Annotated in this window: 25 protein-coding genes and 1 pseudogene; 18 read left to right on the top strand and 8 right to left on the bottom strand. The window is 33.1% G+C overall.

Features of this window, described 5'->3' with window-relative positions; translation table 11 throughout:
* Window positions 1-42 precede the first annotated feature (42 nt).
* The 4 genes from ABDZ69_RS04330 to ABDZ69_RS17100 form a co-directional block, all read right to left on the bottom strand.
* A complete protein-coding gene (locus ABDZ69_RS04330; RefSeq protein ID WP_343766996.1) occupies window positions 43-1473 on the bottom strand; it encodes a Na+/H+ antiporter NhaC family protein in 1431 nt (476 codons plus the stop codon).
* A 53-nt stretch (window positions 1474-1526) separates the two neighbouring features.
* The gene (locus ABDZ69_RS04335; RefSeq protein ID WP_343766999.1) at window positions 1527-2513 is read right to left on the bottom strand and encodes a 1-aminocyclopropane-1-carboxylate deaminase/D-cysteine desulfhydrase; all 987 of its coding nucleotides are present in this window, start codon (window positions 2511-2513) and stop codon (window positions 1527-1529) included.
* Window positions 2514-2674: 161 nt separating this feature from the next.
* Entirely contained in the window at window positions 2675-4762 is a 2088-nt protein-coding gene (locus ABDZ69_RS04340; RefSeq protein ID WP_343767002.1) for a sigma 54-interacting transcriptional regulator, read from the bottom strand.
* A 564-nt stretch (window positions 4763-5326) separates the two neighbouring features.
* Window positions 5327-5566 carry an HTH domain-containing protein gene (locus ABDZ69_RS17100; protein WP_425544640.1) on the bottom strand — a complete coding sequence of 80 codons (240 nt, stop codon included), beginning with the start codon at window positions 5564-5566 and terminating at the stop codon, window positions 5327-5329.
* A gap of 267 nt (window positions 5567-5833) precedes the next feature.
* Between ABDZ69_RS17100 and ABDZ69_RS04345 the strand changes: the two genes are divergently transcribed.
* From ABDZ69_RS04345 to ABDZ69_RS04360, 4 genes are read left to right on the top strand one after another with little or no spacing between them, the layout of a single operon-like run.
* Complete coding sequence (locus tag ABDZ69_RS04345) at window positions 5834-6556, top strand: FadR/GntR family transcriptional regulator (protein WP_343767004.1); 723 nt, start codon at window positions 5834-5836, stop codon at window positions 6554-6556.
* Between the two features lie 12 nt (window positions 6557-6568).
* Entirely contained in the window at window positions 6569-7804 is a 1236-nt protein-coding gene (locus ABDZ69_RS04350) for an MFS transporter (RefSeq protein WP_343767006.1), read from the top strand.
* Window positions 7805-7832: 28 nt separating this feature from the next.
* Window positions 7833-9017 carry a MalY/PatB family protein gene (locus ABDZ69_RS04355; RefSeq protein ID WP_343767008.1) on the top strand — a complete coding sequence of 395 codons (1185 nt, stop codon included), beginning with the start codon at window positions 7833-7835 and terminating at the stop codon, window positions 9015-9017.
* Window positions 9010-10344, top strand: a complete 1335-nt coding sequence (locus tag ABDZ69_RS04360; RefSeq protein ID WP_343767011.1) for an APC family permease — start codon at window positions 9010-9012, stop codon at window positions 10342-10344. Before ABDZ69_RS04355 ends, ABDZ69_RS04360 begins: the two co-directional genes overlap by 8 nt.
* 298 nt (window positions 10345-10642) lie before the next feature.
* Here the strand turns inward: ABDZ69_RS04360 and ABDZ69_RS04365 are convergent, their stop codons facing one another.
* Window positions 10643-11704: a 4Fe-4S dicluster domain-containing protein gene (locus ABDZ69_RS04365; protein WP_343767013.1), complete on the bottom strand. Its 1062-nt coding sequence runs from the start codon at window positions 11702-11704 to the stop codon at window positions 10643-10645.
* Between the two features lie 164 nt (window positions 11705-11868).
* Between ABDZ69_RS04365 and ABDZ69_RS04370 the strand changes: the two genes are divergently transcribed.
* The 5 genes from ABDZ69_RS04370 to ABDZ69_RS04390 all read left to right on the top strand — a co-directional run bounded on the left by ABDZ69_RS04370 (window position 11869) and on the right by ABDZ69_RS04390 (window position 17059).
* Window positions 11869-13509, top strand: a complete 1641-nt coding sequence (locus tag ABDZ69_RS04370; RefSeq protein WP_343767016.1) for a hypothetical protein — start codon at window positions 11869-11871, stop codon at window positions 13507-13509.
* Window positions 13510-13583: 74 nt separating this feature from the next.
* Window positions 13584-13877 (top strand): hypothetical protein, encoded by a 294-nt coding sequence (locus tag ABDZ69_RS04375; protein WP_343767018.1) that lies wholly within the window; start codon window positions 13584-13586, stop codon window positions 13875-13877.
* 149 nt (window positions 13878-14026) lie between these two features.
* Window positions 14027-14530 (top strand): hypothetical protein, encoded by a 504-nt coding sequence (locus ABDZ69_RS04380; protein WP_343767021.1) that lies wholly within the window; start codon window positions 14027-14029, stop codon window positions 14528-14530.
* A 152-nt stretch (window positions 14531-14682) separates the two neighbouring features.
* Entirely contained in the window at window positions 14683-15936 is a 1254-nt protein-coding gene (locus ABDZ69_RS04385) for an MBOAT family O-acyltransferase (RefSeq protein ID WP_343767022.1), read from the top strand.
* A 19-nt stretch (window positions 15937-15955) separates the two neighbouring features.
* Window positions 15956-17059 carry a DHHW family protein gene (locus ABDZ69_RS04390; RefSeq protein WP_343767025.1) on the top strand — a complete coding sequence of 368 codons (1104 nt, stop codon included), beginning with the start codon at window positions 15956-15958 and terminating at the stop codon, window positions 17057-17059.
* 117 nt (window positions 17060-17176) lie between these two features.
* On the opposite strand, the gene ABDZ69_RS04395 is transcribed toward ABDZ69_RS04390, so the two are convergent.
* Window positions 17177-18442 (bottom strand): M28 family peptidase, encoded by a 1266-nt coding sequence (locus ABDZ69_RS04395; RefSeq protein ID WP_343767027.1) that lies wholly within the window; start codon window positions 18440-18442, stop codon window positions 17177-17179.
* A gap of 353 nt (window positions 18443-18795) precedes the next feature.
* Between ABDZ69_RS04395 and ABDZ69_RS04400 the strand changes: the two genes are divergently transcribed.
* The 9 genes and pseudogenes from ABDZ69_RS04400 (at window position 18796) to ABDZ69_RS04440 (ending at window position 23007) form a co-directional block, all read left to right on the top strand.
* On the top strand, window positions 18796-19029 hold the full coding sequence (locus tag ABDZ69_RS04400) for a helix-turn-helix transcriptional regulator (RefSeq protein ID WP_343767029.1): 234 nt from the start codon (window positions 18796-18798) through the stop codon (window positions 19027-19029).
* Window positions 19030-19041: 12 nt separating this feature from the next.
* Window positions 19042-19785: a conserved phage C-terminal domain-containing protein gene (locus ABDZ69_RS04405; RefSeq protein ID WP_343767032.1), complete on the top strand. Its 744-nt coding sequence runs from the start codon at window positions 19042-19044 to the stop codon at window positions 19783-19785.
* Window positions 19763-20563, top strand: a complete 801-nt coding sequence (locus tag ABDZ69_RS04410) for an ATP-binding protein (protein ID WP_343767034.1) — start codon at window positions 19763-19765, stop codon at window positions 20561-20563. The genes ABDZ69_RS04405 and ABDZ69_RS04410 overlap by 23 nt, the downstream gene beginning before the upstream one ends.
* Window positions 20556-21095: a sigma-70 family RNA polymerase sigma factor gene (locus ABDZ69_RS04415; RefSeq protein ID WP_343767037.1), complete on the top strand. Its 540-nt coding sequence runs from the start codon at window positions 20556-20558 to the stop codon at window positions 21093-21095. Before ABDZ69_RS04410 ends, ABDZ69_RS04415 begins: the two co-directional genes overlap by 8 nt.
* Before the next feature lie 131 nt (window positions 21096-21226).
* Complete coding sequence (locus ABDZ69_RS04420; RefSeq protein WP_343767040.1) at window positions 21227-21376, top strand: YvrJ family protein; 150 nt, start codon at window positions 21227-21229, stop codon at window positions 21374-21376.
* Between the two features lie 208 nt (window positions 21377-21584).
* Window positions 21585-21809: a DUF1659 domain-containing protein gene (locus ABDZ69_RS04425; protein WP_343767043.1), complete on the top strand. Its 225-nt coding sequence runs from the start codon at window positions 21585-21587 to the stop codon at window positions 21807-21809.
* Between the two features lie 16 nt (window positions 21810-21825).
* Window positions 21826-22044 (top strand): DUF2922 domain-containing protein, encoded by a 219-nt coding sequence (locus ABDZ69_RS04430; protein WP_343767045.1) that lies wholly within the window; start codon window positions 21826-21828, stop codon window positions 22042-22044.
* 285 nt (window positions 22045-22329) lie between these two features.
* A pseudogene (locus ABDZ69_RS04435) lies at window positions 22330-22581 on the top strand (IS1595 family transposase); the annotation flags it as partial.
* Between the two features lie 201 nt (window positions 22582-22782).
* Complete coding sequence (locus ABDZ69_RS04440; RefSeq protein WP_343767047.1) at window positions 22783-23007, top strand: hypothetical protein; 225 nt, start codon at window positions 22783-22785, stop codon at window positions 23005-23007.
* Between the two features lie 481 nt (window positions 23008-23488).
* Here the strand turns inward: ABDZ69_RS04440 and ABDZ69_RS04445 are convergent, their stop codons facing one another.
* Both ABDZ69_RS04445 and ABDZ69_RS04450 read right to left on the bottom strand, forming a co-directional pair.
* On the bottom strand, window positions 23489-23956 hold the full coding sequence (locus ABDZ69_RS04445) for a DUF6773 family protein (RefSeq protein WP_343767050.1): 468 nt from the start codon (window positions 23954-23956) through the stop codon (window positions 23489-23491).
* Entirely contained in the window at window positions 23943-24155 is a 213-nt protein-coding gene (locus tag ABDZ69_RS04450) for a helix-turn-helix transcriptional regulator (protein ID WP_343767053.1), read from the bottom strand. Before ABDZ69_RS04450 ends, ABDZ69_RS04445 begins: the two co-directional genes overlap by 14 nt.
* Window positions 24156-24291: the final 136 nt, after the last annotated feature.

The raw sequence follows: 24291 nt of genomic DNA on the forward strand, positions 1-24291 counted from the left end.
AAGAGAGACTTTCCTAAAAAGGAGAAGCCTCTCTAAAGTTTTTTATATAATCAATCCCATTACTACATAACATACTACTGCAATACCGCCACTAAGCAGCGCATAAGGAAATTGTGTTTTAAAGTGTGAATAAAGATCTGTTCCAGAAGACATTGCAGATAAAATTGTAGTATCTGACATTGGTGAGCAGTGATCACCAAAAATTCCTCCTGAAACTACTGCCCCTATTGCTAACATTATGTTTGAATTCATGGAAACTGCCATTGGAATTGCAATAGGCATCATTATTGAAAAAGTACCCCAACTTGTACCTGTGCTAAATGACATAATTGCACCAAGTGCAAAGATGATTGCAGGGCCAAAAGCACCACTGATTTTTCCAGATACAAGGCTTGCTAAATACTTGCCTGTACCAAGCTTAGAAATAGTTCTACCAATTACGAAAGCAAGGGTAAGAAGTATTACTAGTGAAAGCATGTCTCCAATTCCCTTATAAACATATTCACTAAATTGCTTTGAGGTCATAATTTTCTGCTTAGTATAGTATACCCACATAACAATGAGTGTTATTATTATGGAATAAAGTATAGAAGTAGTGCCATCGCCTTTCGTTAGATTTCCGCCACCTGTTATTAGAAGTCCGCAAATTGTACCTATAATTAAAACAAATAGGGGAATGGTCATATTATTTTTGTTTTCTGAACCCTTTTGAATAATTCTTTCTTCGCCAGTCTCATCTGGTAATAATGGAGTAACTCCATCATCGTATAGCTTACCAGTTGTACGTACACGTTCTTCAGCTTTTTTCATAGGCCCCCAGTCTTTGCCTGTAAGGATATAGAACAGCACCATAATAAGAGAAACTATACAATAGAACTGAAAAGGTAAACTCCCTATTAATAGTTGGAGCGGATCGCCTGTAATAACACCTGCTGCCACTTGAGCACCTATTAGCCCCATTAGCATAGCACCCCAGGAGTTAAGTGGAATAATGGCATTAATTGGTGCTGATGTAGAGTCGCAAATATAAGCTAATTTTTCTCTTGAAACCTTAAATTTATCAGTTATTGGTCTTGTGACTACACCCGTAAACATAATGCTTAGTAAACCATCAACGAAAATAATAACACCAATCACATAAGCTAAAAGCATAGCCATTGTTTTATTTTTAATCTTATTATTTTGTTCAGTCAAGTAGTTAACAAAACCATCAACACCGCCCGTAACCTTGACTAATAGGACGAAAGCTCCCATAAGGGATGTGAATATGAAGATTTTTAGATTACCTGCATCAGTACAAACACCTATAATGCTATCTACTGTAACTGTTATAGCTGAAAGTGGATTCCAGTTGTTCATGATTAAATTTCCTACAAAAGCTCCTGCCAGCAATGCTAAAGGTACCTTTTTGAATTTAATAGCAATAAACATTGCCAGTATTGGTGTAATAATTGTTAAAATACCATATTCCATAGAGATTCCCCCTTATATTTTTAACATATTTATGGATGGTCGGTTTTAGATGATTAAAATTGGCTAAATAATGAACCAAAGCCTCCTGTATGCAGATAGCAAACGCCACCTGTTACTTCTGCATTTTTAATTGCAGCTTCCATGCCTACTAACACCTTACTGTTGTATATATTTTCAATAAAAATTCCCTCTTGTTGAGCAAATCGGAATACTGCATCAGTACTTTCTTCTGTGTTAACACCCCATCCTTCACCACGATATTTGTCTGTAATATTACATACATCTTCTAATTTAAAGTTAAAAGGAATTTGAGTTATTTCTACAAGTTCATCAATCGTTTTTAAAATATGTTCAGTGAGACAAGCCTTGTGGTCTTCTACGCTGATAATATTAATTTGAAAGGGAAGGCCAAGCAGAGCATTTCCATATATTAATCCTGCTGCTACACCGCCATTGCCGCCAGGTGCAAAGATTGTATTTATGGGCAGTTTTCCTTCAAGGCATTGTTTTTGCATTTCTATAGTTGCACTAACGTAGCCCAATGCACCCATTCCTGTAGTAGCACCATTTTCAATTACATAGGGACGATTACCTTCATCTTTATATTTTATGTAAAGATTTTTTACATAAAGGTCACGCTCCTCTTTTGTAGCAATTCCTATGCTATGAATTTCGGCATTTAAAATGTAGTTTAGCAGCATATTGCCTTGAAGCTTATCAGGCTCTTCGCCGTTGTTAACAATGACGCATTTAAGTCCCAATTTTGCGCAGGCTGAAGCTGTTAATGAACATAAATTTGATTGTGGGGGGCCTGATGCAATAATTAAATTGCAGTTTTTGTTAATTGCATCTCCTAAAATAAATTCAAGGCTTCTTATTTTATTTCCGCCAGCACCTAATCCTGTTAAATCATCTCTTTTAATGTAAATTCCTTCATAATCAAGTTCCTTTTCCATTCTTTCAAGTCTGTGAAGGGGAGTTGGAAATGTTCCCAACTTCACTTTGTTTGCATTTTTAATCCATTCAATTATATCTCTCATGTTGTTAATATAATTCACTCCTTTCCATATTGGTGCTGTACTTATACAAATAGCAATTTGTATGCCAATCCTAAAACTGTATGATTCGTGTATTTTAGATTGTAATAAAGGCTTAAAAGGGTTAAATAATTTTACTATTCAACCCTTTTAAGCCTTTTAATTTAAATACTATTGTATTTTTCACCGAGAAGCTCACATGCTTTAATTCCAAATTCAGTGATTTCTGTACCACTACGTCCTAAAAGTATGTTGACCATATTTAAGGATTCTAAGTTTTTTAGAATAGTGCGAACTTCTTGAGGAGAAATTATTAAACCTTCTTTTTGTAAAAGCTCAGAAATGCTTCTTCTACCAAGTTTTACACCGCTTTTTTTATTTATTTCAAGTAATTTTAATATACTATAATAATTTTTAAGATTAGTATGTTTCTGATTAATAAGACTTAGAAACAGTTTATTTTCTTCATCTTTAAGAGTAGGTTTAAAATATTCATTTTCATCGATAAATTGACGAACAATATCAATATCAACTTCGTCTACATCCAAACAGGTTAATCGTTCTACAAAATTACCTAGTTCACGGACATTGCCTTCCCACATACAATTTTTAATTAGTTCCATAGCCTCCTTGGTAATTTTAAAAGTTGAATGAAAGCGTTCTTTAAGCTGTTCAATAAGTAGAGGAATATCATCCTTTCGCTGACGCAGTGGAGGTATATTGATAGAAAGAACATTAAGTCTGTAATACAAATCTTGACGGAATTTACCTTGCTTTATTAAGGCTTTAAGATTTCTGTTTGTAGCGGAGATGATTCTAACATCAATATTAATTACACTATCGCCGCCAATACGAATAACTTCTTTTTCTTGTAAAACACGGAGTAATCTCGACTGTAAGTGCAAGTCCATTTCACTAATTTCATCTAAGAATAATGTACCCTTATGGGCTTGCTCAAAGTATCCTAGTTTTCCACCTTTTTTTGCCCCTGTAAATGCCCCTTCACTATAACCAAAAAGTTCACTTTCAAGAAGATTTTCAGGAATTGAAGCACAATTTATAGCTATGAATGGCTCATTTCTACGATTAGAACTGTTATGTATTGATTGTGCAAAAAGTTCTTTACCTGTACCACTTTCACCACAGATCAGTATTGATGAATCAGATAAAGCCATCTTTTTTGCCGTTTCCTTAAGCATTTCCATTTGCTTACTTTTGCCTGCAATATCATTAAAGGAGTATTTAGCAATATGGCCCTTTGCAATAATTTGCTTACGAATTTTATGTTGTTCTTTTTCCATATCTGTAAACTCTCTAATAAGAATAATTGTCCCTAACGCCTCGGCTCCATCAAATAGCGGGTAAAAAGACAGGCTTAAAAGCCGTGAGTTAAAGGTTATAATCTTATCCTTTTGCGCTATTTCCAAGGAAGCAACAAGCGAGTCATAAAATTCAGATAGCACATCTTTAAGTTTTGCACCTATGATAAGCTTCTTATCTATGCTTAACATTTTTTCTGCTGACTTATTTATAAAGCTTATATTACCACCATAATTTAGAAGCAAAATTCCCCCATCAAAAATTTGCATTATTAAATCAAGCTTTTTCTCAAGTACACTAACCTGTTCCCAAAGACGCTCTAAACCTACATCACTTTGAGCAAGAAGTCCAAAACAACTCTGAAACTCTTCGTTCTTAAGCATATCATCAAGATTTAAACGAACTGCAATATCAATAATAGTTCTCATGGAAAGCACCCTATTTCCAATGTCTATAATATTATTTACACTAGGAGGAGCAAGGGATGCTTCACCAGGAGTAATAGCTAAATCATATGGGGGAATTGTTGAAATTGTAGGGTAAACAGGGAACATATTGATATGAGTAATACCGGAGTTATAGATCAATGCAATAGTTTCTACAGCCATTTCAAGGGTAGTATTAACAAGCATAGCATTAGTTCCAGTAGGGATTTGTCTTAGCTTTTCAAGAGAGTCCTTAGTTAAAGTAATATCTGCTATGACTATGTCATCGTAATTACTGACATAAGTCTTAACAATTTCATATATTGAATAGGTGGATGCAATGATAAGGTCACAAACAATGCTAGTAAGATTGCTATCTTCTACAGAATAAACTTCTAGTGATATATTTTCTTTAAAAAGTTTTTTTAGCTGTGAGGCATAAAATTGTGCTGTCATTTTTGTATATGCAATAACTGCTACTTTACTAATTTTATTGTTCCAATTCAATAAAATCACCACTTTCAATTTAGCTTTATGACAATATTTTACTATAGTGACTATAATAATACAAGAAAAGGCTACTGGAGAATATCCAATAGCCCAATATTAAATTCAACCATTAATAATATTATTTATATGAAAAATTAGAATAGGAAGAAACAAAACTATGGCAGTATAGTACAGAAAAGTTATTTGAAATGTTTTTACAAGAAAAAAGCATTAATAGAATAGTGTATAATAAAAACAATTTTTAGCACTACATTTTTAAATTTATAAATATATGTCTATTTTTAATATTTACTTTGTTATAATATAATTAAGATATGAGCAAAATAAAAATAGGGTGTTAGAGCACTCTATAGTATACAATTCTAGTTGCTTAGGCAACTGGCATCACTAAAAATTTAAGTGTTTAAAAATAGTAGCTATCCAAATTGCGTCTGGGGCTACTATTTTTGAGATTTTTTCTATAAGCAACACTATTAGCAACCATAAAATGAATTTTCGACTAATACAATCCTTTCACTTTTAAATCTTCTTGCTCTCGTGATATTCGTGAATCCTTAGCCTTTAAATAATACCATTCTTTTCATAAGCCTTTTTCCATCTTTCCGAACCCTGATGAATTCGTTTTTTACCTAGTATATCTATATCAAATTCATATTGTATAAACATCTGACGTGGTAATTTCCTAGATAGATATTCTTCAATGAATTTCTTTTTAAAATCATCTGTATATGTAATTGCTAACTCACTTACATGTTTAACATTAGGATTTGCCTCTAATTTTTTTATGTCTTTTGATAAAATGTAATTTTGCTAGGCGGAATTTTACTATATGTTGATACTCCTTTTAGTACACCTATCATAATGCATGACAGGTGTATATTTGTGATAATAACAATATATACAAGCATTAGTAAGGTTTATCAAAAAACAACTTGACAATATAGCTGCTCTGACTTATTATAATATATAACAACTATTACGATTATATAAACGGATTACATAGTAAATAAAAGCAAACATATTATATATAATAATATGATATGTTTTATCACAAAAATGGAGGTAGCTATGATTAAGAAGGTTAAAACACAAACATTGTATGAACAAGTAGAAGAACAGATACGAAATATGATATTGAAAGGGATATATAAAAAGGGTGATTTACTGCCAAGTGAAAAGGAATTAATAGAAATGACAGGAGTGAGTCGTATAACCGTACGTGAAGCATTACGTGGATTATCAGAGGTTGGAATTATCGAAACTCACAAAGGAAAGGGAAGTATAGTTAGAATCGATGAAAATGAATTGATGACTTATATAGGAAAAGAAGAAGTGTTAAATTATAGAAGAAATTTTGAGCTTGCAACTGAAACTAGATTGTTAATAGAGCCTGAAATAGCAAAAAAAGCGGCATTATTAGCTACGGAGGAAGACATTGCATACCTTGAGGAGTGTTTATTACAACAAAATAGGAAAAAAGGAAAATCTAATGATGTTGAAGGGAGTTTAGAGAACTTTCATAGAGGAATATTAAAGATCTTAAATAACCCAATTCTAACGGACTTATTTGATTCCTTGACTAAGTTAGAATCTGATGAAAATTACATCAAATTGGTACCACCAGGGAGGCAGGATACCGTATCCCGTGAATTAGATACTCAACACTATAAGATATTACAATCAATAAAAGAAAGAAATGAAGAATTTGCTTATTTTTATATGAAAGAACATATGCAGTATCTAAAGAGTATTTACACCAAGTACTTTGACAATTTTTTCGATATAAGATAGGAGGCTTGAAAAATGGAATCTAAAAAGGAAACATTATATCCCATCGCACTAGTCATTACTTATTCTTTATTGGGAATATGCATGCCTGCTGCTGTCACTCAGTTTAGTATGCTCGTTGGTACCATGGCAAAAATCATGGAGGTAAGCGAAAGAATTGTACTTTTAGCAGATAGTTTAAGAGCAGTATGCTTAGTAATAGCTATGTTTTTATCAGGAATAGCATATAAACATTTAGGATTAAAGAAGACAATGGCTTTAGGGTTATTTTTTCAAATAGCACCACAGTTCTTAATACCTTTTGCAGTTAATAATAAGAGCATCTATCTTTTTTTTATATCGAAAGGGATGCAAGGATTAAATGCAGTGGCGTTTCCGCTTTATTTAACTACTATTAGTACTTGGACAAGTAATAGATATAGGGGATTAGCCACAGCAATTTTCAATGGTAGTTTTACTGCAGGTGCAGGTTTGGGAGCATGGATTTCGGGTTTGTTGATCCCAAGAATGGGGTGGAAGATGTCGTTTTATTTTGTTGGGATTGCGTGTCTTATTTTTGCGATTCCAGTGCTTGTTATAACTAAAGAGAACAAGAAGATTACTGATAAACCGGCTATAGAAAAAGATGTAATGCAATACAGAAGAATTATAAGCAATAAGAGTACTTGGATATTAGTAGTAGCGTTTTTAGCTAATACATGGATAACTCAGGCAGTAACTGTAGATATGTCAGTTTATGCAACACATCTAAACTATAATTATTCGCAGATAGGAAGTCTAATGCTGATTATCAGTATTGTTACAGTTGTTGCTTCCATATTAGCTGGTGGTATTTCAGATTTCCTTGCTTCAAGGGCAATAGATAAACTAAAGAGTAGGGCGTTAGTGCTATCCTTTGGATATCTGATAGCAGGAATTGCTGCATTAATACTACCACTTGGTAGAGAAGGTAATTTTGTATTTTTGACTATAACGGCATCCACCTTAATGGCTGCAACAGCATGGGCACAAGGGGTTTATTGGGCAATCCCTAGTGAACTATATGAAACTAAGGATCTTGTAATTGTAACTTCTATATGTTCGGGTGCATCAAACATTGTAAATCCTATTGCTCCTATGGTTGTTGGGGTAATGTTGGGTACAAGAGGGTTTTGGAAACTTGGTTGGTTTACTTGTAGCATCATGTCTTTGATTAGTTTGATAGCTGTTCTTATAATTCCAAAATTGGAATTAGATTTAGCTATTGATTAATAAATATAATATTAGGGGGAGGATAATTATGTATGATTTTGATCAGATACAAAATCGTAGAGGTACAGCATCTATAAAATGGGATAGACAATATTCTTTTGGAGTAGAGTCGGGGCTTTTACCATTTTGGATAGCAGATACTGATTTTGCATCTGTCCCTGAAGTACTAAATGCAATTAAAAAAAGATGTGACCATCCAATAATTGGATACAGTGATTTTGAAGAAAATTGCTTAATTTCAATTAATAAATGGTATACACGTAGGCATGGATGGGATATTCCTATTTCTTATATGCTTCCTAGCAGTGGTGTAGTAACTTCTTTGTATTTTTCCATACAGGCTCTCACTGAAGAAAGAGATAAGGTCTTAGTATTTACGCCGGTTTATGATCCTTTTTTCGCAATTATCAAGAATACAAAAAGGAAATTGGTGGATTGTCCGCTATTAGTTGAGGAGGGTAGATATTCAATTAATTGGGATTTGTTTGAGAATGAGTTAAAGATGGGTGTAAAAGCTATTATTTTATGTAATCCTCATAATCCCATAGGTCGTGTATGGGAACACGAGGAGTTAAGAAGGATTGCAGAGTTATCTAAGAAATACGAAGTTTTTATATTATCTGATGAAATCCATGGTGATATAGTATTGTCTGGAAACAAGTATACGACTATGGGAAGATTTCCTGAAATTTATGATAAACTAATCGTCTATACTGCTATAAGCAAGACTTTTAATATGGCGGGACTTATATCGTCTTGTATGATGATTCCAAATAGTGATATAAAGGATAAAATTGAAGGTGCGTTATCCGATGCATGGATCTTTGGACCTAGTGCTCTTGCATTTCCGGCAATTGAAGCAGCATATACCTATGGTGATGCTTGGGTAGATGAGCAAAATATATACTTAACAGAAAATGCTGAGATGGTTATTGATTTTATTGAAGAAAAGATGTCAAAGGTAAAATGTGCAAGACCAGAGGGGACATTTTTAATGTGGTTAGATTTTGGATGTTTTAATATGAGCAGTAATGAACTTACGAAGCTAATGGCAGAAAAATACGGCATTGCTTTAGGTAATGGAGCTCACTATGGAGAACAATCCGATGGTTTTATGAGACTAAACATTGGTACATCTCGCAAAGTTTTAATTGAAGGTCTAGAAAAGATGAAAGAACTATATCAAGAATTGGAGGGGAAAATTAATGAATAAGAAATTAGGATTTTGGGATTGTATGGGTTTTTGTATAGGCCAAATTATTGGATCTGGCATTATGGTATTAACGGGAATTGTTGTAGGTATTACAGGACATGGAACACCACTGGCATTTGTTGCGGCTGCAGGGTTAGCAATTATGACAATGCTACCTTTTACGGTATTAGCATCTACACTGCCAGCTAATGGTGCAGGGTATACATACATCAAAAGGTTGATAGGAGATAAAGCTGGATTCTTTTATTTGTGTTCTTTTGTACTGACACAAGTATTGATAGCTACGTATGCTATTGGATTTGCTAGTTATTTTGTGAGTATATTTCCTCAATTTAATCAAAAATTTGTAGCGTTGAGCATTTTAGCTGTTGCGGTATTGGTAAATATTGTCGGATTAAAGACTTCATCTATAGTTCAAAATATCATGGTTGCATTCTTATTATTATCTTTAGGGATGTTTATTGTGTTTGGATTGCCAAAGGTTGAGTGGAGTTCATTAACTATGACGAAATCTAATATCATGCCAAATGGAATAAAAGACTTTCTAATGGGAGTTGCTTTATTATCTTTTGCTACTGGCGGTGCTAAATTCGTAGCAGAGAATGGTGGTGAAGTTGAAAATCCTGAAAAAACTTTGCCAAAAGCAATGATTATATCTACATTGTTAGTAGCTAGTTTTTACGCACTTATAGGTATAGTTGCAAGTGGTGTTCTTCCTATTGATAAAGTTGCATTCCAAAATCTTACTGTTGTTGCTAAAGAGATTTTCCCTCCCCAATTATATATATTCTTTATAATTGGGGGTGCTATGTTTGCACTTGCTACTACACTTAATGGAACATTATCTTGGGTTACTAGAGGACTTCAAACGGCTGCTAAAGAAGGATGGTTACCTGAAGTTTTTGCTAAAGAAAACAAAGGTGGAACCCCAGTACTTTTATTACTACTATTTGCATTAGTAGGTGCAGTTCCAATACTTACAGGTATGGATACTACTTCTATTGCAAATATGGGTATAGGATTAGATATGCTTACAGAGGTTGCTATACTAGTAGCTTGCTTTAGACTTCCAAAGATGTTTCCTGAGGAGTTTGCAAAATCTACTTTAAAAATAAAAGAATCAACACTATATGTGCTTCTTGTTATAGTAGGGATTTTGATGATTGGTACATCCTATGTAAATCTATCTGATATGTCGACTCCTATCTATATAGCTATTGTAGCTTATCTAGTATTTGCATTTATATTGACACAAGTACGTCATAAGCAATACTTAGAAAAACAAGATAGTGTAAAAATTAAAGAAGGATTATCAAAATCTTATTAGAAATATAATCTTATGATCTAAATAAAAAAGGAGTATCACTATTAAAATGGTACCTTTGTCAATAGTTGGGGTGAGAATCTTTTGATCCCACCCCTTTGTTGGAATAATAATAGCCCAAACAATTAGTCCCCACACAATACCCAGGGGTAATGAATTTATTTTACCAATAGACTCTACTTTTCTCATAATAAATAAGAGTATATATCCAGCAATTTGACCAGCTAAAATATGAGTAATTAACTGAATATTATAATTTTAGCTTTACCTTTATGAGAAGAACTATGTAGTAAATCTTATACTATTTAAGCCATTCTGGTGAATCTTTAATATATGGACGTATATTATATTTATCTCTATACTCCTTTAGGCATCTTAAAATGGCTTCTTTATTATCTTTAAAAGTATTAATTTCAGCCATATTTATTCCTTGGCTAAAGGGGCAGCTGTTTATGCATATACCACAATCAGTACCAAGGCTTCTCCATCTATCGTAGCAGCTTTCTTGATTTATTTGCCATCTAAAGCTTCCATCAATATCTTTTTGCTGGCCTTTTGGTATGGACTTGCCAGGACAAGTTATGGCACAATTGCCACATAGGTTGCAAAAATCCTCTAAACCAAAATCAATAGGAGAATCCTCCAAAAGCTCTAAATCCGTAGTAACTATTCCAAGTCTTACTCTAGAGCCATATTCCTTTGTGGTTAATATGCCATTTCTACCTATTTGACCAAGACCTGCATCTTGAGCAACTAAGGGAGCTACAGTAAGATAATTTGCGTCCATGTGGTTTCTAGCATTATAGCCTAATTCTCTTATGTAATAGGATAATACCATCCCTATAATTGAAGCATTTACATAACCCTTAGAGGTTTCAATTATTTCAGATATTTGAGGGGCTCTATTTATCATTTCTTTATCCATTTCCACAGCAAAAACTAATCCATAAGGTAGCAGGTTATTTACTTCTTCTCCATAAACTTCTTTATGTCTTCCCCTATGACTGTAGTAGTGATAATCCTTCATTTTTAAAGTTCCAACTAGGCTTGCACCATAAAGGGTAGCGAGTCCCTTTAATCTTTTTGTAGCTATTTTCTTATCTAGTGGAGTCTTAACACCATTTGCCTCTCCTTCAGATAGGTGCATAATATCACCTAAGAATTTAAAAGAAGCCACTGCTATGGGAGAATTTATAGGATTATAAGACATGGTTCCAGGGCCGCAAAGATTGGGCTTTTGTCTTATTTCCTTATCAACTTCTAATTTGTCAGGATTTTTGCTATAGTAGTCTTCGTATGGGAATTCACCTTCTGCATAATTCATCCTAGAAAACATGGTATCCCTTTCGTCAATTCTTTTCATGAACATAATCCCCCTTTTCTAAAAAATATATATATATTTTACCACAGTAGGGAAGGGGAAATACTTTTAGAAAAGGAAACCCTTATTAAGGACAAAATATTAAATTTTATACAAGAATGTGGTAAAATAAGGGGTAATAATTTTGAGATAAGTAGGGATAAAAAGTGAGTAATAGTGAACATAATAAAGAAAAATTAGACCAGGTAATTAAAAATACGGGATTAAGTGAAAAAATATGTACCAAGTATTTAGAAAAAAATAATTATGATCTTGATAAAACATTTAAAGAAATATACGAGAAAATAAAAAATGGTCAGATTGAAATAGTATCAGCTGCTCCAGGAGTAATATATGGGAATATTAGCAATGCAAGTACCGTATATGGAATGGATAAATTCAATACACCTAGAGGACATGGGTTTGCTGCAGAAAATGTAAATCACCTATATGATAAAATTAATAATGCTGATTTTTTTGGAAAGGGTAAGGTTAAATTAACCGGTGAGGAAATTGATCCAAATACAGGGCGTATTATTAAAAATGGTGCTGATAGAGTAGTTAATGGTATTAATATTCAAACTAAATACTGTGCTACTGGTTCAAAGTGCATTTCAGAGTGTTTTGAGAATGGAAAGCTAAGGTATTTGAATGCTGATGGCACACCAATGCAAATCGAAGTTCCACTAGACAAGTACGATGCTGCTGTCCAAGCTATGGAAAATAGAATAAAAAATGGGGAGGTTCCAGGGGTTAGTGACCCTGCAAAAGCTAAAGAGATAGTTAGAAAAGGCAATTTTACATATGAACAAGCGAGGAACATAGCTAGATTTGGAACCGTTGAGTCCATCACTTTTGATGCTGTCAATGGTGCAATTATAGCAACAGGCGCAATGGGAATAAGTGCAACTTTAGCATTTGCAACAGCTATTTGGAGTGGAGAGAATTTTGATGCTGCTGTAAAAAAAGCTACTTATGCAGGCTTAAAAGTTGGGGGAACTACCTTTGTAACTGCAGTACTATCAAGCCAGTTATCAAGAGCGGGTTTAAACAGCGCATTAGTAGGAAGCTCAGATGCAATTGTTACCTTGATGGGACCCAAAGCATCAGCCATGTTAGTTAATGCATTTAGGAGTGGTGGAAATATATATGGTGCAGCTGCAATGAAAAGTGCAGCTAAAATGTTAAGAGGAAATGCAATAACTGGAGCAGTTTCTACAGTTGTATTATCCAGCTTTGATGTTGCTAATATTTTTAGAGGAAGGATTTCTGGAAGTCAGTTGTTTAAAAATGTTGCAAACACTGCCTCCACCGTTGCTGGTGGAACAGCAGGATGGGCAGGTGGAGCTACTGTAGGTGCAGCAATTGGATCAGCAATACCTATAGTTGGTACAGCAATTGGAGGAGTCGTAGGAGGAATACTTGGTTCTTTTGCTGGTGGAGCAGCAGCGGGAAAGGTATCAGGAGCTGTGCTAAATGAATTTATTGAAGATGATGCTAACAAAATGGTAAAGATAGTAGAAAAAGTGTTTACACAATTAGCTGAAGACTATTTACTAAATAAAAAAGAAGCTGAAAATATTATTGATGAATTAAAAGATGAATTAAAAGATGAATTAACAGGAAAATTACTTAAAGATATGTTTGCAAGTTCAAATAGAGAGATATTTGCAAAAGACATATTAGAACCCTTAGTTGAAGAAGAAGTTAAGAAGAGGAAGATGATAAAAGTTCCTTCAGTTATTGAAATGTCTAGTGGATTGCGTCAGGTATTAGAGGAGTTATCAGAAGAGGCTTGTTTACAATAAAATACCATGCACAAAATACTACTATGGCCATACTATAATACTAGTTAGTAATATTATAGAGGTTTAAAGTAATAATGAGTAAAAAAGTATCTATTAGCCTTCCAGAGCATGTTTATAGTTTAGCTAAAAAGAAATCTAAATTAACCCATGGAGATAATTTTTCAGGTTATATTAGAGACTTAGTATGTAGGCAATTTACAGAGGAAGAGTTGAAGAATGAACTGAAGCCTATATGGGCAGGGCGGGAAAAAGTGGCTGAATATGAAACTGACTGCAGATGTTGCACCAAGAAGATTATTAAAGGAAGTACAATTTACCTAACTAATTTAGGATACTGGGTTCATGAAGAGTGCTGTAGGAAAGAATAATTTTATGTTTAAGATAGTAGCTATCCAAATTGCGTCTGGAGCTACTATTTTTTTTAATATCATCGAACCATTTTATAAGTTTTTCCGTATAACATATTGATTGTACAATTAAGAATTAAAAAGTTAATTTAGAAAAGGAGAAAATTACTATGAAAAAATTACTTACAGTACTTATGGCACTGATGATGGTCCTCAGCTTAACAGCCTGCAAAGCATCAACGAGCACCAGCAATAAGAATAGCAACCTTGAAGGTACTCTTGAGGAGATTTTGGAGAAGATATATGAAACTGCCAAGTTAGATAATGATTTTAACCAATACGTTAAGCCAAGGCTACAAACGGAACAGATAACTGCGGAAAAAACCGAATATTACCTTGGAAAAGCAGGTATTGAGTTTGAAACTGCCATAGGCTCTGAGTCTATGATGAGGCCAAGTTCCTATTCATTGTGCTTGGTTAAGGTTAAGGAAGGGGCAGATATTGAAAAAATAAAGAAAGATATCAAAGAAAACGTAAACCCTGCTAAATGGATATGTACAGGTGTTGATCCTGAAAATGTAATCGTAGATAGCATTGGCGATGTTATATTCCTAGTTATGAGCGATGACTACGCAAAGCCGCTACATGATGCATTCCTTGCATTAAAGAAATAATTATGCTGTTTTCAAGTGTTACTTTCTTATATTATTTTTTACCCATAGTTTTGGGGCTATATTTTATAGCCCCAAAAAAATTAAGAAACCATGTTCTGCTACTGGCCAGTTTGTTTTTCTATTTCTATGGAGAACCTGTTTACTCCATTCTAATGATAGTATCCATAATTTCAGGATATCTTCATGGGTTATGGATATTCAGGGCAAGAAGTGGGAAGTATGCTAAAATCCCCCTTATCTCTTCTATTATTGTCCACATTGGGCTACTGGTATATTTCAAATATATTGATTTTTTAATTAAAAATATTAATGAAATATTTAACACAGGGGTGCCCCTTGTAAATTTGGCACTCCCCATTGGTATCAGTTTTTATACATTTCAGATTTTATCATATACAGTTGATGTATACTGGGGGAAAGCAAAGGTACAGAAAAATATTTTTAGCTTTGCCACCTATGTAGCGCTTTTTCCACAGCTAATAGCGGGGCCTATAGTGAGATACACAACAGTTGAAGAGGAGCTTGAGCAGCGTACTCATTCAATTGAGAATTTTTCCTATGGGATAAACCGCTTTATTATTGGATTGTCCAAAAAGGTGCTTTTAGCAAATACATTAGGAGAGCTAGGGAAAATATTTTCCAATACAAATGAGAAAACTGTATTGTTTTATTGGATTGCAGCGGTGGCCTTTACGCTACAGGTTTACTTTGACTTTTCAGGATACAGTGATATGGCAATAGGATTAGGGCGGATTTTTGGGTTTCATTTTCTTGAAAACTTCAACTACCCCTATATTTCTAAAAGCATAACGGAGTTTTGGAAAAGATGGCATATGTCCCTGGGAACCTGGTTTAGGGATTATTTATACATACCAATGGGCGGCAACCGTGTAAGTAGGGTAAAGTGGGTTCGCAACATAGTTGTTGTATGGTTTCTTACAGGATTCTGGCATGGTGCACAATGGAACTTCATTGTATGGGGATTATATTTTGCCCTATTTTTGATTCTTGAAAAACATTTCCTGAAAAGGCTACTGAACAGCTTACCTCCAGCAGCAAGCCATATGTATACGTTGTTTTTTATTACAGTTAGTTTTGTACTGTTCAATGCAAACAGCATGAGTGAGGCATTGGAAAATTTGCAAGGTATGTTTGGAATGCTCTATGTGCCTCTCTGTGGGCCTGAGAGCCTTTATTATTTAAAAAGCTATGGGCTTGTTTTAATAATGGCAGGTATTGGTGCAACGCCTTTAACTGTAAAAATAAAACAAAAGCTAGAAACATATAAAAGTGGAAGGGGAGCATTGAACATTATGGTGCCTGTGGTACATGTATTGCTTATGCTGTTAATAACAGGTTATCTAGTTGATGGCTCCTTTAATCCATTTTTATATTTCCGTTTTTAAAGGACAGGGAGGTCTGACAATGAAAAGTAAGGTTAAAAATATAGCGGTGACCCTATGCTTTATAATTATAACCTGTGGTTTTATGCTGACCAATATCATAATGCAGGATGGTGAATTCTCATATAGTGAAAGGCGCAGGCTGGCAGGGGTTCCATCTTATTCTTTTGAGAAGCTCATAAGTGGAGATCTATTTGAAGAATATGAAAAGTATTTCCTTGACCAGTTTGTTTTTCGCGACTCCTTCAGGAGTTTAAAGGCCATGACAAGCCGTTACATGTTTAAGCAAAAGGACAATAACGGTTTATATATCCTAGATGGTATCATCTACAAGATAGAATATCCATTAAATGAAAAAGCTATATTGAATGCAGCTCAAAAGCTTAATGAAGTTTATAGTAAATATCTAGAGGACAAGAATGTAAGTTATTCCATAATACCTGATAAGAATTACTTTACTGCATCACAAAAGGGGTATTTAACCATGGATTATGAAAGAATACTGGAGATTATTAAGGAAAATGTCTATAACATGAATTATATTGATTTGTTTAGCACTTTGAATATAAAAGACTTTTACAAAACCGATATTCACTGGAGTCAGGATAAAATAATAGATATAGCTGACAATATTCTAAAAGAGATGGGCAATGATATTAAGGCTTCGGATTTTAAATATGAGGAGAAAAGGCTATCCCCTTTTTATGGATCCTATTATGGGCAGGCTGCCCTTAAGTTGGACCCAGATACCTTGGTGTATCTCACCAATAGTATAATAGAAAATGCAGTGGTTTTTGACCCCATTGACAAGGAATATAGTAAAGTGTACATGACAGATAAGTTTAAGGGCATAGACTCATATAACCTGTTCCTTTCAGGGCCTAAACCAGTTATTTCTGTTACCAATCCATCCTATGACACCGGTAAGGAATTAATAATATTTCGGGATTCCTTTGCAAGCAGTATTGCACCCTTATTGATAAGAGGATACTCTAAAATAACTCTTGTTGACCTCCGTTATATAGATACAGATATACTGGGAGACTATGTTGATTTCTCCGAGGCAGAGGATATCCTATTCCTATACAATACTCAAGTTTTGAATAATAGTTATATGTTGAAATAAAAGTTAATAAATTTATACGAAAATATTTGATATGGGTACTCTAGATGAATTGAATAAATATCTTAAGTGATAAAAAGAGGCCACCTTGGAAAAAAGGTAGCCTCTTTTTTCTTTTAACTAAACTTCTTTTTTAGATTCTTTATTAAAATATTTATCTAATTCTTTTCTCATGTTATCTGGAATCTTTCGTTCAATTGGAAACACTACTGAGTTTACAATTGATTCGCTGAATTCTCTAGTTATTATGGTGGTCTTTTCCAAGGCCTCAGCACTTAAAAAATCAATAATATCATTTCGAGTGTGGATGAATGCTCCACCGTTAGGCGCAAAGCGGCAGAATGTAACTGAAGGAATTCCTGAATCAGCGAAGGCTGTGGAGTCACTTGAGTATATATCCTGTTCTACCTTAAGCGGGAAGCCTTTAATTTTAGCCATGTGATCAATATAATCAACTAAGCTTTGCTCAGCAGTAACTAGAGCCTTCTCCTTTCCAAGAATGGAGCCCCCAACATCTACATTAATCATTAGAAGGTGCTTTTTAAGTTCTTCACTATGAGCTTCTAAATAAGCTTTACTACCAAGAAGTCCAACTTCCTCAGAGCCATACCAAACAAATTTTAAGGTTCTTATTGGTGGATTTTCTTTAAAATATCTAAGTAGTTCCATTATAATAACTGAACCAGCACCATTATCATATACACCTGGACAGAAAGGAACACTGTCATAATGAGCACCGAAAGATATTATTTCATCTGGATATTTAGAACCTTCTAAGGTTACAACAACATTATGGGAAGTAAGTTCTATATCTTCAGTGATTAGTTCTACATGAACTTTGGAAGCTTTGTTTTTAACCATATGAAAGCAGTCTTTCATGCGCATATTTATAGCAGGTATTTTCCCGTATTGTGTATTCTTTTCACGCATTCTAGCTACAGTAATATCAGTTTTATCTTCTTCATCCATGGCAGTACCACACATGGTTATATAACCTGCAATACCAGCTTCTATAAGCTTTTTATAAAGTTTAGGGTTTGGACGCACATTTATAAGTACAAATTTACCTTTAAGATCCACTAAATTTGCATCAAGTCCATCTTCTATATACACAAAATCTGTAGTTATTCCACCTTCAGGTGTACTAATTGAGCAGTTATATGGTGTAATCTCATATTCTTTTTCATAGGGCTCAACTACTTTTAGTGAAGCTTTTTTTATTTTAGAAGTAGGAACTTTAAAATCTTCTAAGTGTCCCGTGCATCCTATTGAGGAGATTTCTTCTAATAAAATGTTTGCAGCATTTAATTCTTCTTCTGAACCGCTGGTTCGAATAAAACCAATTTTCTTTAAAAGTTCAAATTCTCTTTGACTATTGATTGACATAATTTTTCCCCCTATTTATGTAGTTATATATAGTATACAGAAATTAAAAGAAAATTTAAAATAAAAAATCTAGGCTATTGATTTTAAACCACCAAACGCCCACATTGTCGTTTCCTCTCACATTTTCAACCTTATTATCATATATTCCAACGAAGTGACGTTAGTTACGTAGTATTACGTATTTAACGTCACTTTGTATATAAAGGGGTGATAATTACTGAGAAAATAAGGGTTTTAATGGTAAATAGTGAATTTAAAGGGTAAATTGTTTGAATATACTATATATTCGTGATATAGTAATAATGGCAAATCAACAAACGAGTGTTCTTATATTTTAAAAGGAGGGGGCCATAATGGTTAAAAAAATAATTAGTGACTTACCTTGGAATGAAAAAATTAAAGTTTTAAGAACAGCTAGAGGGTGGACTCAAGCGGAGGCAGCAGAGATATGTTCGACTAATCAAAAGATGTATTGGAACTGGGAAAAGGGAAAAAATTATCCTAGAATACATAGTCAGAGAATAATTAGCAGAGCTTATAACGTTCATATAAGTGAAATATTTTCTCAAAGATCAAAGGAGTTATAGGAGGTTTTTTATATGAAGTTTTCAATAATTGGGTTTAGTCAAAAGGAGCTTATAAAGCATGGTATGGACGTTATAGATGCACTTATACTTAGATATTTTGTTGACTTTAAAGATAGTACTCGCATGGATAAAGAAGAAATAGGGGACAAGGTTTATTATTGGCTAAAATATGATGGCATAAGGGAAGAGCTACCTATATTGAATTTAAAGAAAGATACTATTTATAGACGGCTTAAAAACATGGTAAGAAGTGGGGTTTTGATTCATGAAACCATAAGGGAAAACGGAGTTTATTCTTACTATGGAATTGGGAGTAACTTTGTGAATTTAATATCGGATTTTAATTCTAAGCCATCGGAAAAAAGTACTGAACCTTATGAAAATAAATCCATAACCCTTACGGAAAAAAGTCCCGAACAAAAGATTAATCTACTAAAAGACCCTTCTACTAAAGACCTTAATAATATATATAATCTTGTTGTGGATTACCTCAATGAAAAAGCTAGTAAAAAATATAAGTGCAATAGTAAAAAAACTCAGCAGCTTATACGGGGAAGAATGAAAGAGGGTTTTAACATAGAGGATTTTTACAAAGTAATAGATAACAAAGTGGAGGAGTGGGCAGGTTCTGAGATGGAAAAATACTTAAGGCCTGAAACTTTATTTGGTAGCAAATTTGAGGGATATTTAAATCAAAAAAGCGTGGAAAAGGATTATGAGGAGGTGGAGGGAGATGGGCTGGGGTTTACCATCTAGGGAGGAAATTGAAAGATGTGAAATCTGCAAAGAGCCTATGGGAATAATTGTGGAATTGTATTTTGGAGCTAGATTATATCCTAGGGCTTGCAAATGCCAAAGGGATAAGTATTATAGGGAAAAAACTGAAGAAGAAAATAAGCAAAAACAAATAAGAGTAAAAAGAGTTATAGCAAATAGCATGATGGATGATAATTTCAAAAGGAGCACCTTGAAGAATTGGGATCATAGAGTTGGAAATGAAAAATTATATAAAATAGCTTTAGAATACATAGAGAAATTTCCTCAAATGAAAATGAGTAATCAAGGTATGCTAATATACGGAGAACCTGGCAATGGAAAAACTTATTTTTCTGCCTGCATAGCCAATGCATTACTATCAAAGCTAATTCCAGTGATCGCTGTAGGAGCTATTGGGCTAACAGAGAGGATAAGCCAAAGCAAGAGAACTTGGGGAGAAGAGGGCATATTTACGGTGTTAAATAGCTTAGAAAATGCGGATTTACTTATTATTGATGACTTAGGAACAGAAGAGGATAATAAATGGACAAGGGCTATGATGTATCAAGTTATAGAAAAGAGAAATAGCTCAGGGCTACCAGTTATAATAACTACCAACATAAGCATAAACGAGCTTAAGGATAGGTACAATGATAGAACCTATAGCAGACTTACCCAGATGTGTAGCTTCATTAGAAATACTGGACAAGATATAAGAAAAATAAAGGGGAAGGGAAAAACAGAAAAGTTTTTGGGGGAGGTGTTACTTAGTGGATAGATTTATAGGAGCTGCCAAAGAGGGGGACAAAGAGGCACTGGGCAAAATAATTGAAAACTTCATGCCTTTGATTTTAAAAGAATCCTCAAAATACATAATAAAATGCTACGATTATGAGGACTTAGTACAGCATGGCTACCTTTCTGTAATTAGGGCAGTTAACATGTTTAAGGAAGAAGATAAATTTTTTACTCCTTACTGCATAAGAGCTATTCAGCTAAATTATAAAGCTCTCTTGAAAAAGGAAATAAAACACCATAGAGAAATACCAGACGAATTTATGCAAATCAACAAGGGATATGAATTTACCATAGAAGATGAAATCCTAGCCTTTGAAAGAACTAAAGAGTTATATGAAGCTATGGACAAGCTAACAGAGGAAGAAAAGATGGTAATTAGTAGTTTCTACATAAATAAAAGTTCCTTAAGGGAAATAGCAGCAACCTCAGATAAAAGCTATAATAATGTAAGATATTTAAAGGATAGAGCAGTTAGAAAACTGCAAAAGATGCTTTGTGAGCATAATATATAGATAACAGATAACAAAGAACAGATTTGGATAAACTCCTGTGAAGTTTTATAATTATAGAAATTTCCTTGGAATTTCAGTATTATTTGCCATTTATTATTTGTTATCTATTATTTAGATAAAGGGGTGATTCTATGTATGACGAAATAGTTAAACTTATAAGTAACGTAGGATTCCCAGTAGCGGTTAGCGTATTTTTACTCGTAAAGCTTGATAAAAGGCTGGAGCAAATAATAATATTGCTTTCTGCTATGGAACACCGTGAAAGGGAGAGGCGCTCTTGAAAAAAGAGAGGGGCCTCTCTTTTTTATATAACAGATAACAAAGAATAGAGTACAGATGAGGATAAAACTCCTGCGGAGTTTTAAATTATAGAAATTCCCTTGGAATTTCATCAATATCTGTTATTTGTTATTATTCTCTATTATTTATTTTGCAGTTTCTCCGCAAAAGCATATATATAGGTGAAAATAAAAAAAGGAGGTTTTGCAAATGGCAGTAACAGCTATAAGATATGCTTCTACTTTAGGGATAGAGGTATCACTAGGATTTGATGAGGAGACTAACAAGGAAAGGAAAAAAATCAAAACTATTTCCAAAATAAGCACAGTGGCTACCGATGAACAGCTACATAACATAGGCATGGCAATTGCAGATGTCTTGAAGTATGAGCTTATCGGCTTTCACAGAACTAATAAAAATGAATTAGCAGGTTAAGAAGGAGGGGTAATTTATGGATAAAACATTAGTTATGAGATTTGTAGATTCAGAACTTAAGAAATTTTCTTATTCGATTTCAGAGGTTAGAGAAGATTTAACTTCTGAAGAAATTGAAACTCTCATGGATGTTATACTAGCCAATCAGGAAGCTTTTGAGCTAAAGAATCCTTTAGTCTCAAAGGACTCAGCCAATATTGTTGGAAAAACTGTTACAGAAGTATATAAAGCGTAAAGGAGAATAAAGATTGTAAAATTATAGACTGTTTCATTTCACAAGGCATTCTAAACTTTTGCAACATTTCTAGGCTCTAAAATTTTTAAACTCACTGCGTTCAAACATAAAAATTTCCGAGCGAACCTTTTATGATGCAAAAGAAGAATGCCAATTGCTTATTCAAATGACATATAATTTTACAATCCTTTATATTGGTTTAAATAAGGAAGAAAGTATAAAAATATACTTTCCTAATATTAGAAGGCTCTCACTTTTGTGGGAGCTTTTTATATTTTATAATAAATTGTAGAAATTAATATAGCAACAAGTTTCTTTTGGAGACATAAAATTCTTGATTGTATAAGCACATTTTTAGGCAAGGGATACGTTGATGGTGTTATTGAAGCAGATGAAGTATTCTTTGCTGAAAGTTTTAAAGGCACAAAACCTTCTAATATGCCAAGACGCTCTCGTAAAAGAGGGAAACAAGTTAAGAAAAGGAGTATTTCAAAGGAACAAGTTTGCATTGCTACTGCTATTGACAGACACAGTTCAAAGCAATGTAGCACATTGGTATATCAAAATAAAAGACTTAAAAAATAGAGAGCCAATGTATATATGACATGTGTGATATATTGTAAATTATGTTATAATAAGTGTTATTAAAAAACTATAATTTAATGAAAAATAGTAAATTTTTGTGTACTAATATTTAAGAGTAAGATAAAATAACCAATTTAAAAGGGGGGGATAAAAGTGTATATTGGGATTTTAAGCATTTTTGTTGCAATTATATGTTTAGTAATACATAAGAAAAAATCTACAATTATTAATAAAATTGAAGTGATAAGACAGATATTGTGGCTTGAAGCAGGTTTTTTTCTTATAGTTTATTTTATCACTGATAGTCATTGGTATAGAGCAACTTGGCAAATATTTTTATTGTTAGCATCATTATCTAATCTTTATAAAAGGAAATAATAGCAAAATAAATATAAACTAATTATGAATAATATTCATATATTAATAATTATAGGTGGACAATCCCATCTATAATTATTAGGCTATATTTCAACATTATAGTAAAACATAGCCTAATAAAAATATAAAAAAATTTATTTATATTCCATTTTAGAGGATTACTGCGTTTATATATAATATAGTAAGTTTTTAATATATAAGGGGTTTTAACTCAGCAAATAATCCTTAAGTTTTGTGGCTAGCAGGGTTAAATATGAAAGATATTATTTTTTATTATCCTTATTCTTTTTATCAAAGAAACCCATAATTAACAATGTCATGAATAACGCTGTTAATATATATAACGATTGTTCCAAAAATTTCACCTCTTAAGATAGTAGATTATTTTAATATTCTATATTTTTATTATATATAATATATTAATTTAATAAAACTCCCATAGGAATTTTTATTAAAATTTTACGAAGGTTTTTACTTATAATTATTCTTCATACTCTTCTTCTAATTGCTTTCGTTTTTTAATTACATAGTTTCCCATAAGGTACAGTGTAATAAATACAAGAATAAAAATAAATACACTATATATGCCTACAGATATTATTAAATACTTCATGTTATTTTTAAAATAATCCATTGTTATATATTTAATTACTCCAAAGATGCCACCGAAAATAATAGTGGACACAATACTATAAAGTAGATATGTCTTAACACAGGGTTTAGTATAATAATCCCATGCTCCTTTGCGTAGGTAAGATATTAATGACAATATACATGCAACCATAAACACACCAAACTCAAATCCAAACTCTTTAAAGGATGCCCCCATGCCAGTTTGAATCATAATAGAAGCAAATAATAGCCAAAACATAAGCCAAAATCCAAAATGCTCAACCCTTAGCATTTCTAGTTCTTGCCTTTCATCTACAACTTTTTTAAATTTCTTCATTTTTTTCTTCCTCCCAAAATATGTCATTCAAAGTTTTACCTAATGCTTTACATATGGCTATACATAATTGCAACGAGGGGTTAAATTTACCAGATTCAATCATACCTATAGTTTGTCTTGTAACATCAACTTTTTTAGCTAGATCTTCTTGAGATAAATCCAATGATGCACGAGCTGCTTTTAATTTTAAATTTTTCACTATCTCTCCCTCCTTATATTTACATTGTATTATATTTCATTCTTTATGTAAAGTATATATTGCATTTTGAATACAATATTATTCCTAATGAATAGTCGTAACTCAATAGTAACACAAGAAGATGCCACTTTGTAAA

It is taken from the genome of Clostridium malenominatum (genome assembly GCF_039521365.1).
In the GTDB taxonomy this organism is placed as follows: domain Bacteria; phylum Bacillota; class Clostridia; order Clostridiales; family Clostridiaceae; genus Clostridium_AW; species Clostridium_AW malenominatum.

Coding starts and splice junctions, on each gene's coding strand:
- ABDZ69_RS04330 (WP_343766996.1), bottom strand. CDS start 1,473: ATGGAATATGGTATTTTAACAATTATTACACCAATACTGGCAATGTTT.
- ABDZ69_RS04335 (WP_343766999.1), bottom strand. CDS start 2,513: ATGAGAGATATAATTGAATGGATTAAAAATGCAAACAAAGTGAAGTTG.
- ABDZ69_RS04345 (WP_343767004.1), top strand. CDS start 5,834: ATGATTAAGAAGGTTAAAACACAAACATTGTATGAACAAGTAGAAGAA.
- ABDZ69_RS04350 (WP_343767006.1), top strand. CDS start 6,569: ATGGAATCTAAAAAGGAAACATTATATCCCATCGCACTAGTCATTACT.
- ABDZ69_RS04355 (WP_343767008.1), top strand. CDS start 7,833: ATGTATGATTTTGATCAGATACAAAATCGTAGAGGTACAGCATCTATA.
- ABDZ69_RS04360 (WP_343767011.1), top strand. CDS start 9,010: ATGAATAAGAAATTAGGATTTTGGGATTGTATGGGTTTTTGTATAGGC.
- ABDZ69_RS04365 (WP_343767013.1), bottom strand. CDS start 11,704: ATGAAAAGAATTGACGAAAGGGATACCATGTTTTCTAGGATGAATTAT.
- ABDZ69_RS04375 (WP_343767018.1), top strand. CDS start 13,584: ATGAGTAAAAAAGTATCTATTAGCCTTCCAGAGCATGTTTATAGTTTA.
- ABDZ69_RS04380 (WP_343767021.1), top strand. CDS start 14,027: ATGAAAAAATTACTTACAGTACTTATGGCACTGATGATGGTCCTCAGC.
- ABDZ69_RS04385 (WP_343767022.1), top strand. CDS start 14,683: ATGATAGTATCCATAATTTCAGGATATCTTCATGGGTTATGGATATTC.
- ABDZ69_RS04390 (WP_343767025.1), top strand. CDS start 15,956: ATGAAAAGTAAGGTTAAAAATATAGCGGTGACCCTATGCTTTATAATT.
- ABDZ69_RS04395 (WP_343767027.1), bottom strand. CDS start 18,442: ATGTCAATCAATAGTCAAAGAGAATTTGAACTTTTAAAGAAAATTGGT.
- ABDZ69_RS04400 (WP_343767029.1), top strand. CDS start 18,796: ATGGTTAAAAAAATAATTAGTGACTTACCTTGGAATGAAAAAATTAAA.
- ABDZ69_RS04405 (WP_343767032.1), top strand. CDS start 19,042: ATGAAGTTTTCAATAATTGGGTTTAGTCAAAAGGAGCTTATAAAGCAT.
- ABDZ69_RS04410 (WP_343767034.1), top strand. CDS start 19,763: ATGGGCTGGGGTTTACCATCTAGGGAGGAAATTGAAAGATGTGAAATC.
- ABDZ69_RS04420 (WP_343767040.1), top strand. CDS start 21,227: ATGTATGACGAAATAGTTAAACTTATAAGTAACGTAGGATTCCCAGTA.
- ABDZ69_RS04425 (WP_343767043.1), top strand. CDS start 21,585: ATGGCAGTAACAGCTATAAGATATGCTTCTACTTTAGGGATAGAGGTA.
- ABDZ69_RS04430 (WP_343767045.1), top strand. CDS start 21,826: ATGGATAAAACATTAGTTATGAGATTTGTAGATTCAGAACTTAAGAAA.
- ABDZ69_RS04445 (WP_343767050.1), bottom strand. CDS start 23,956: ATGAAGAAATTTAAAAAAGTTGTAGATGAAAGGCAAGAACTAGAAATG.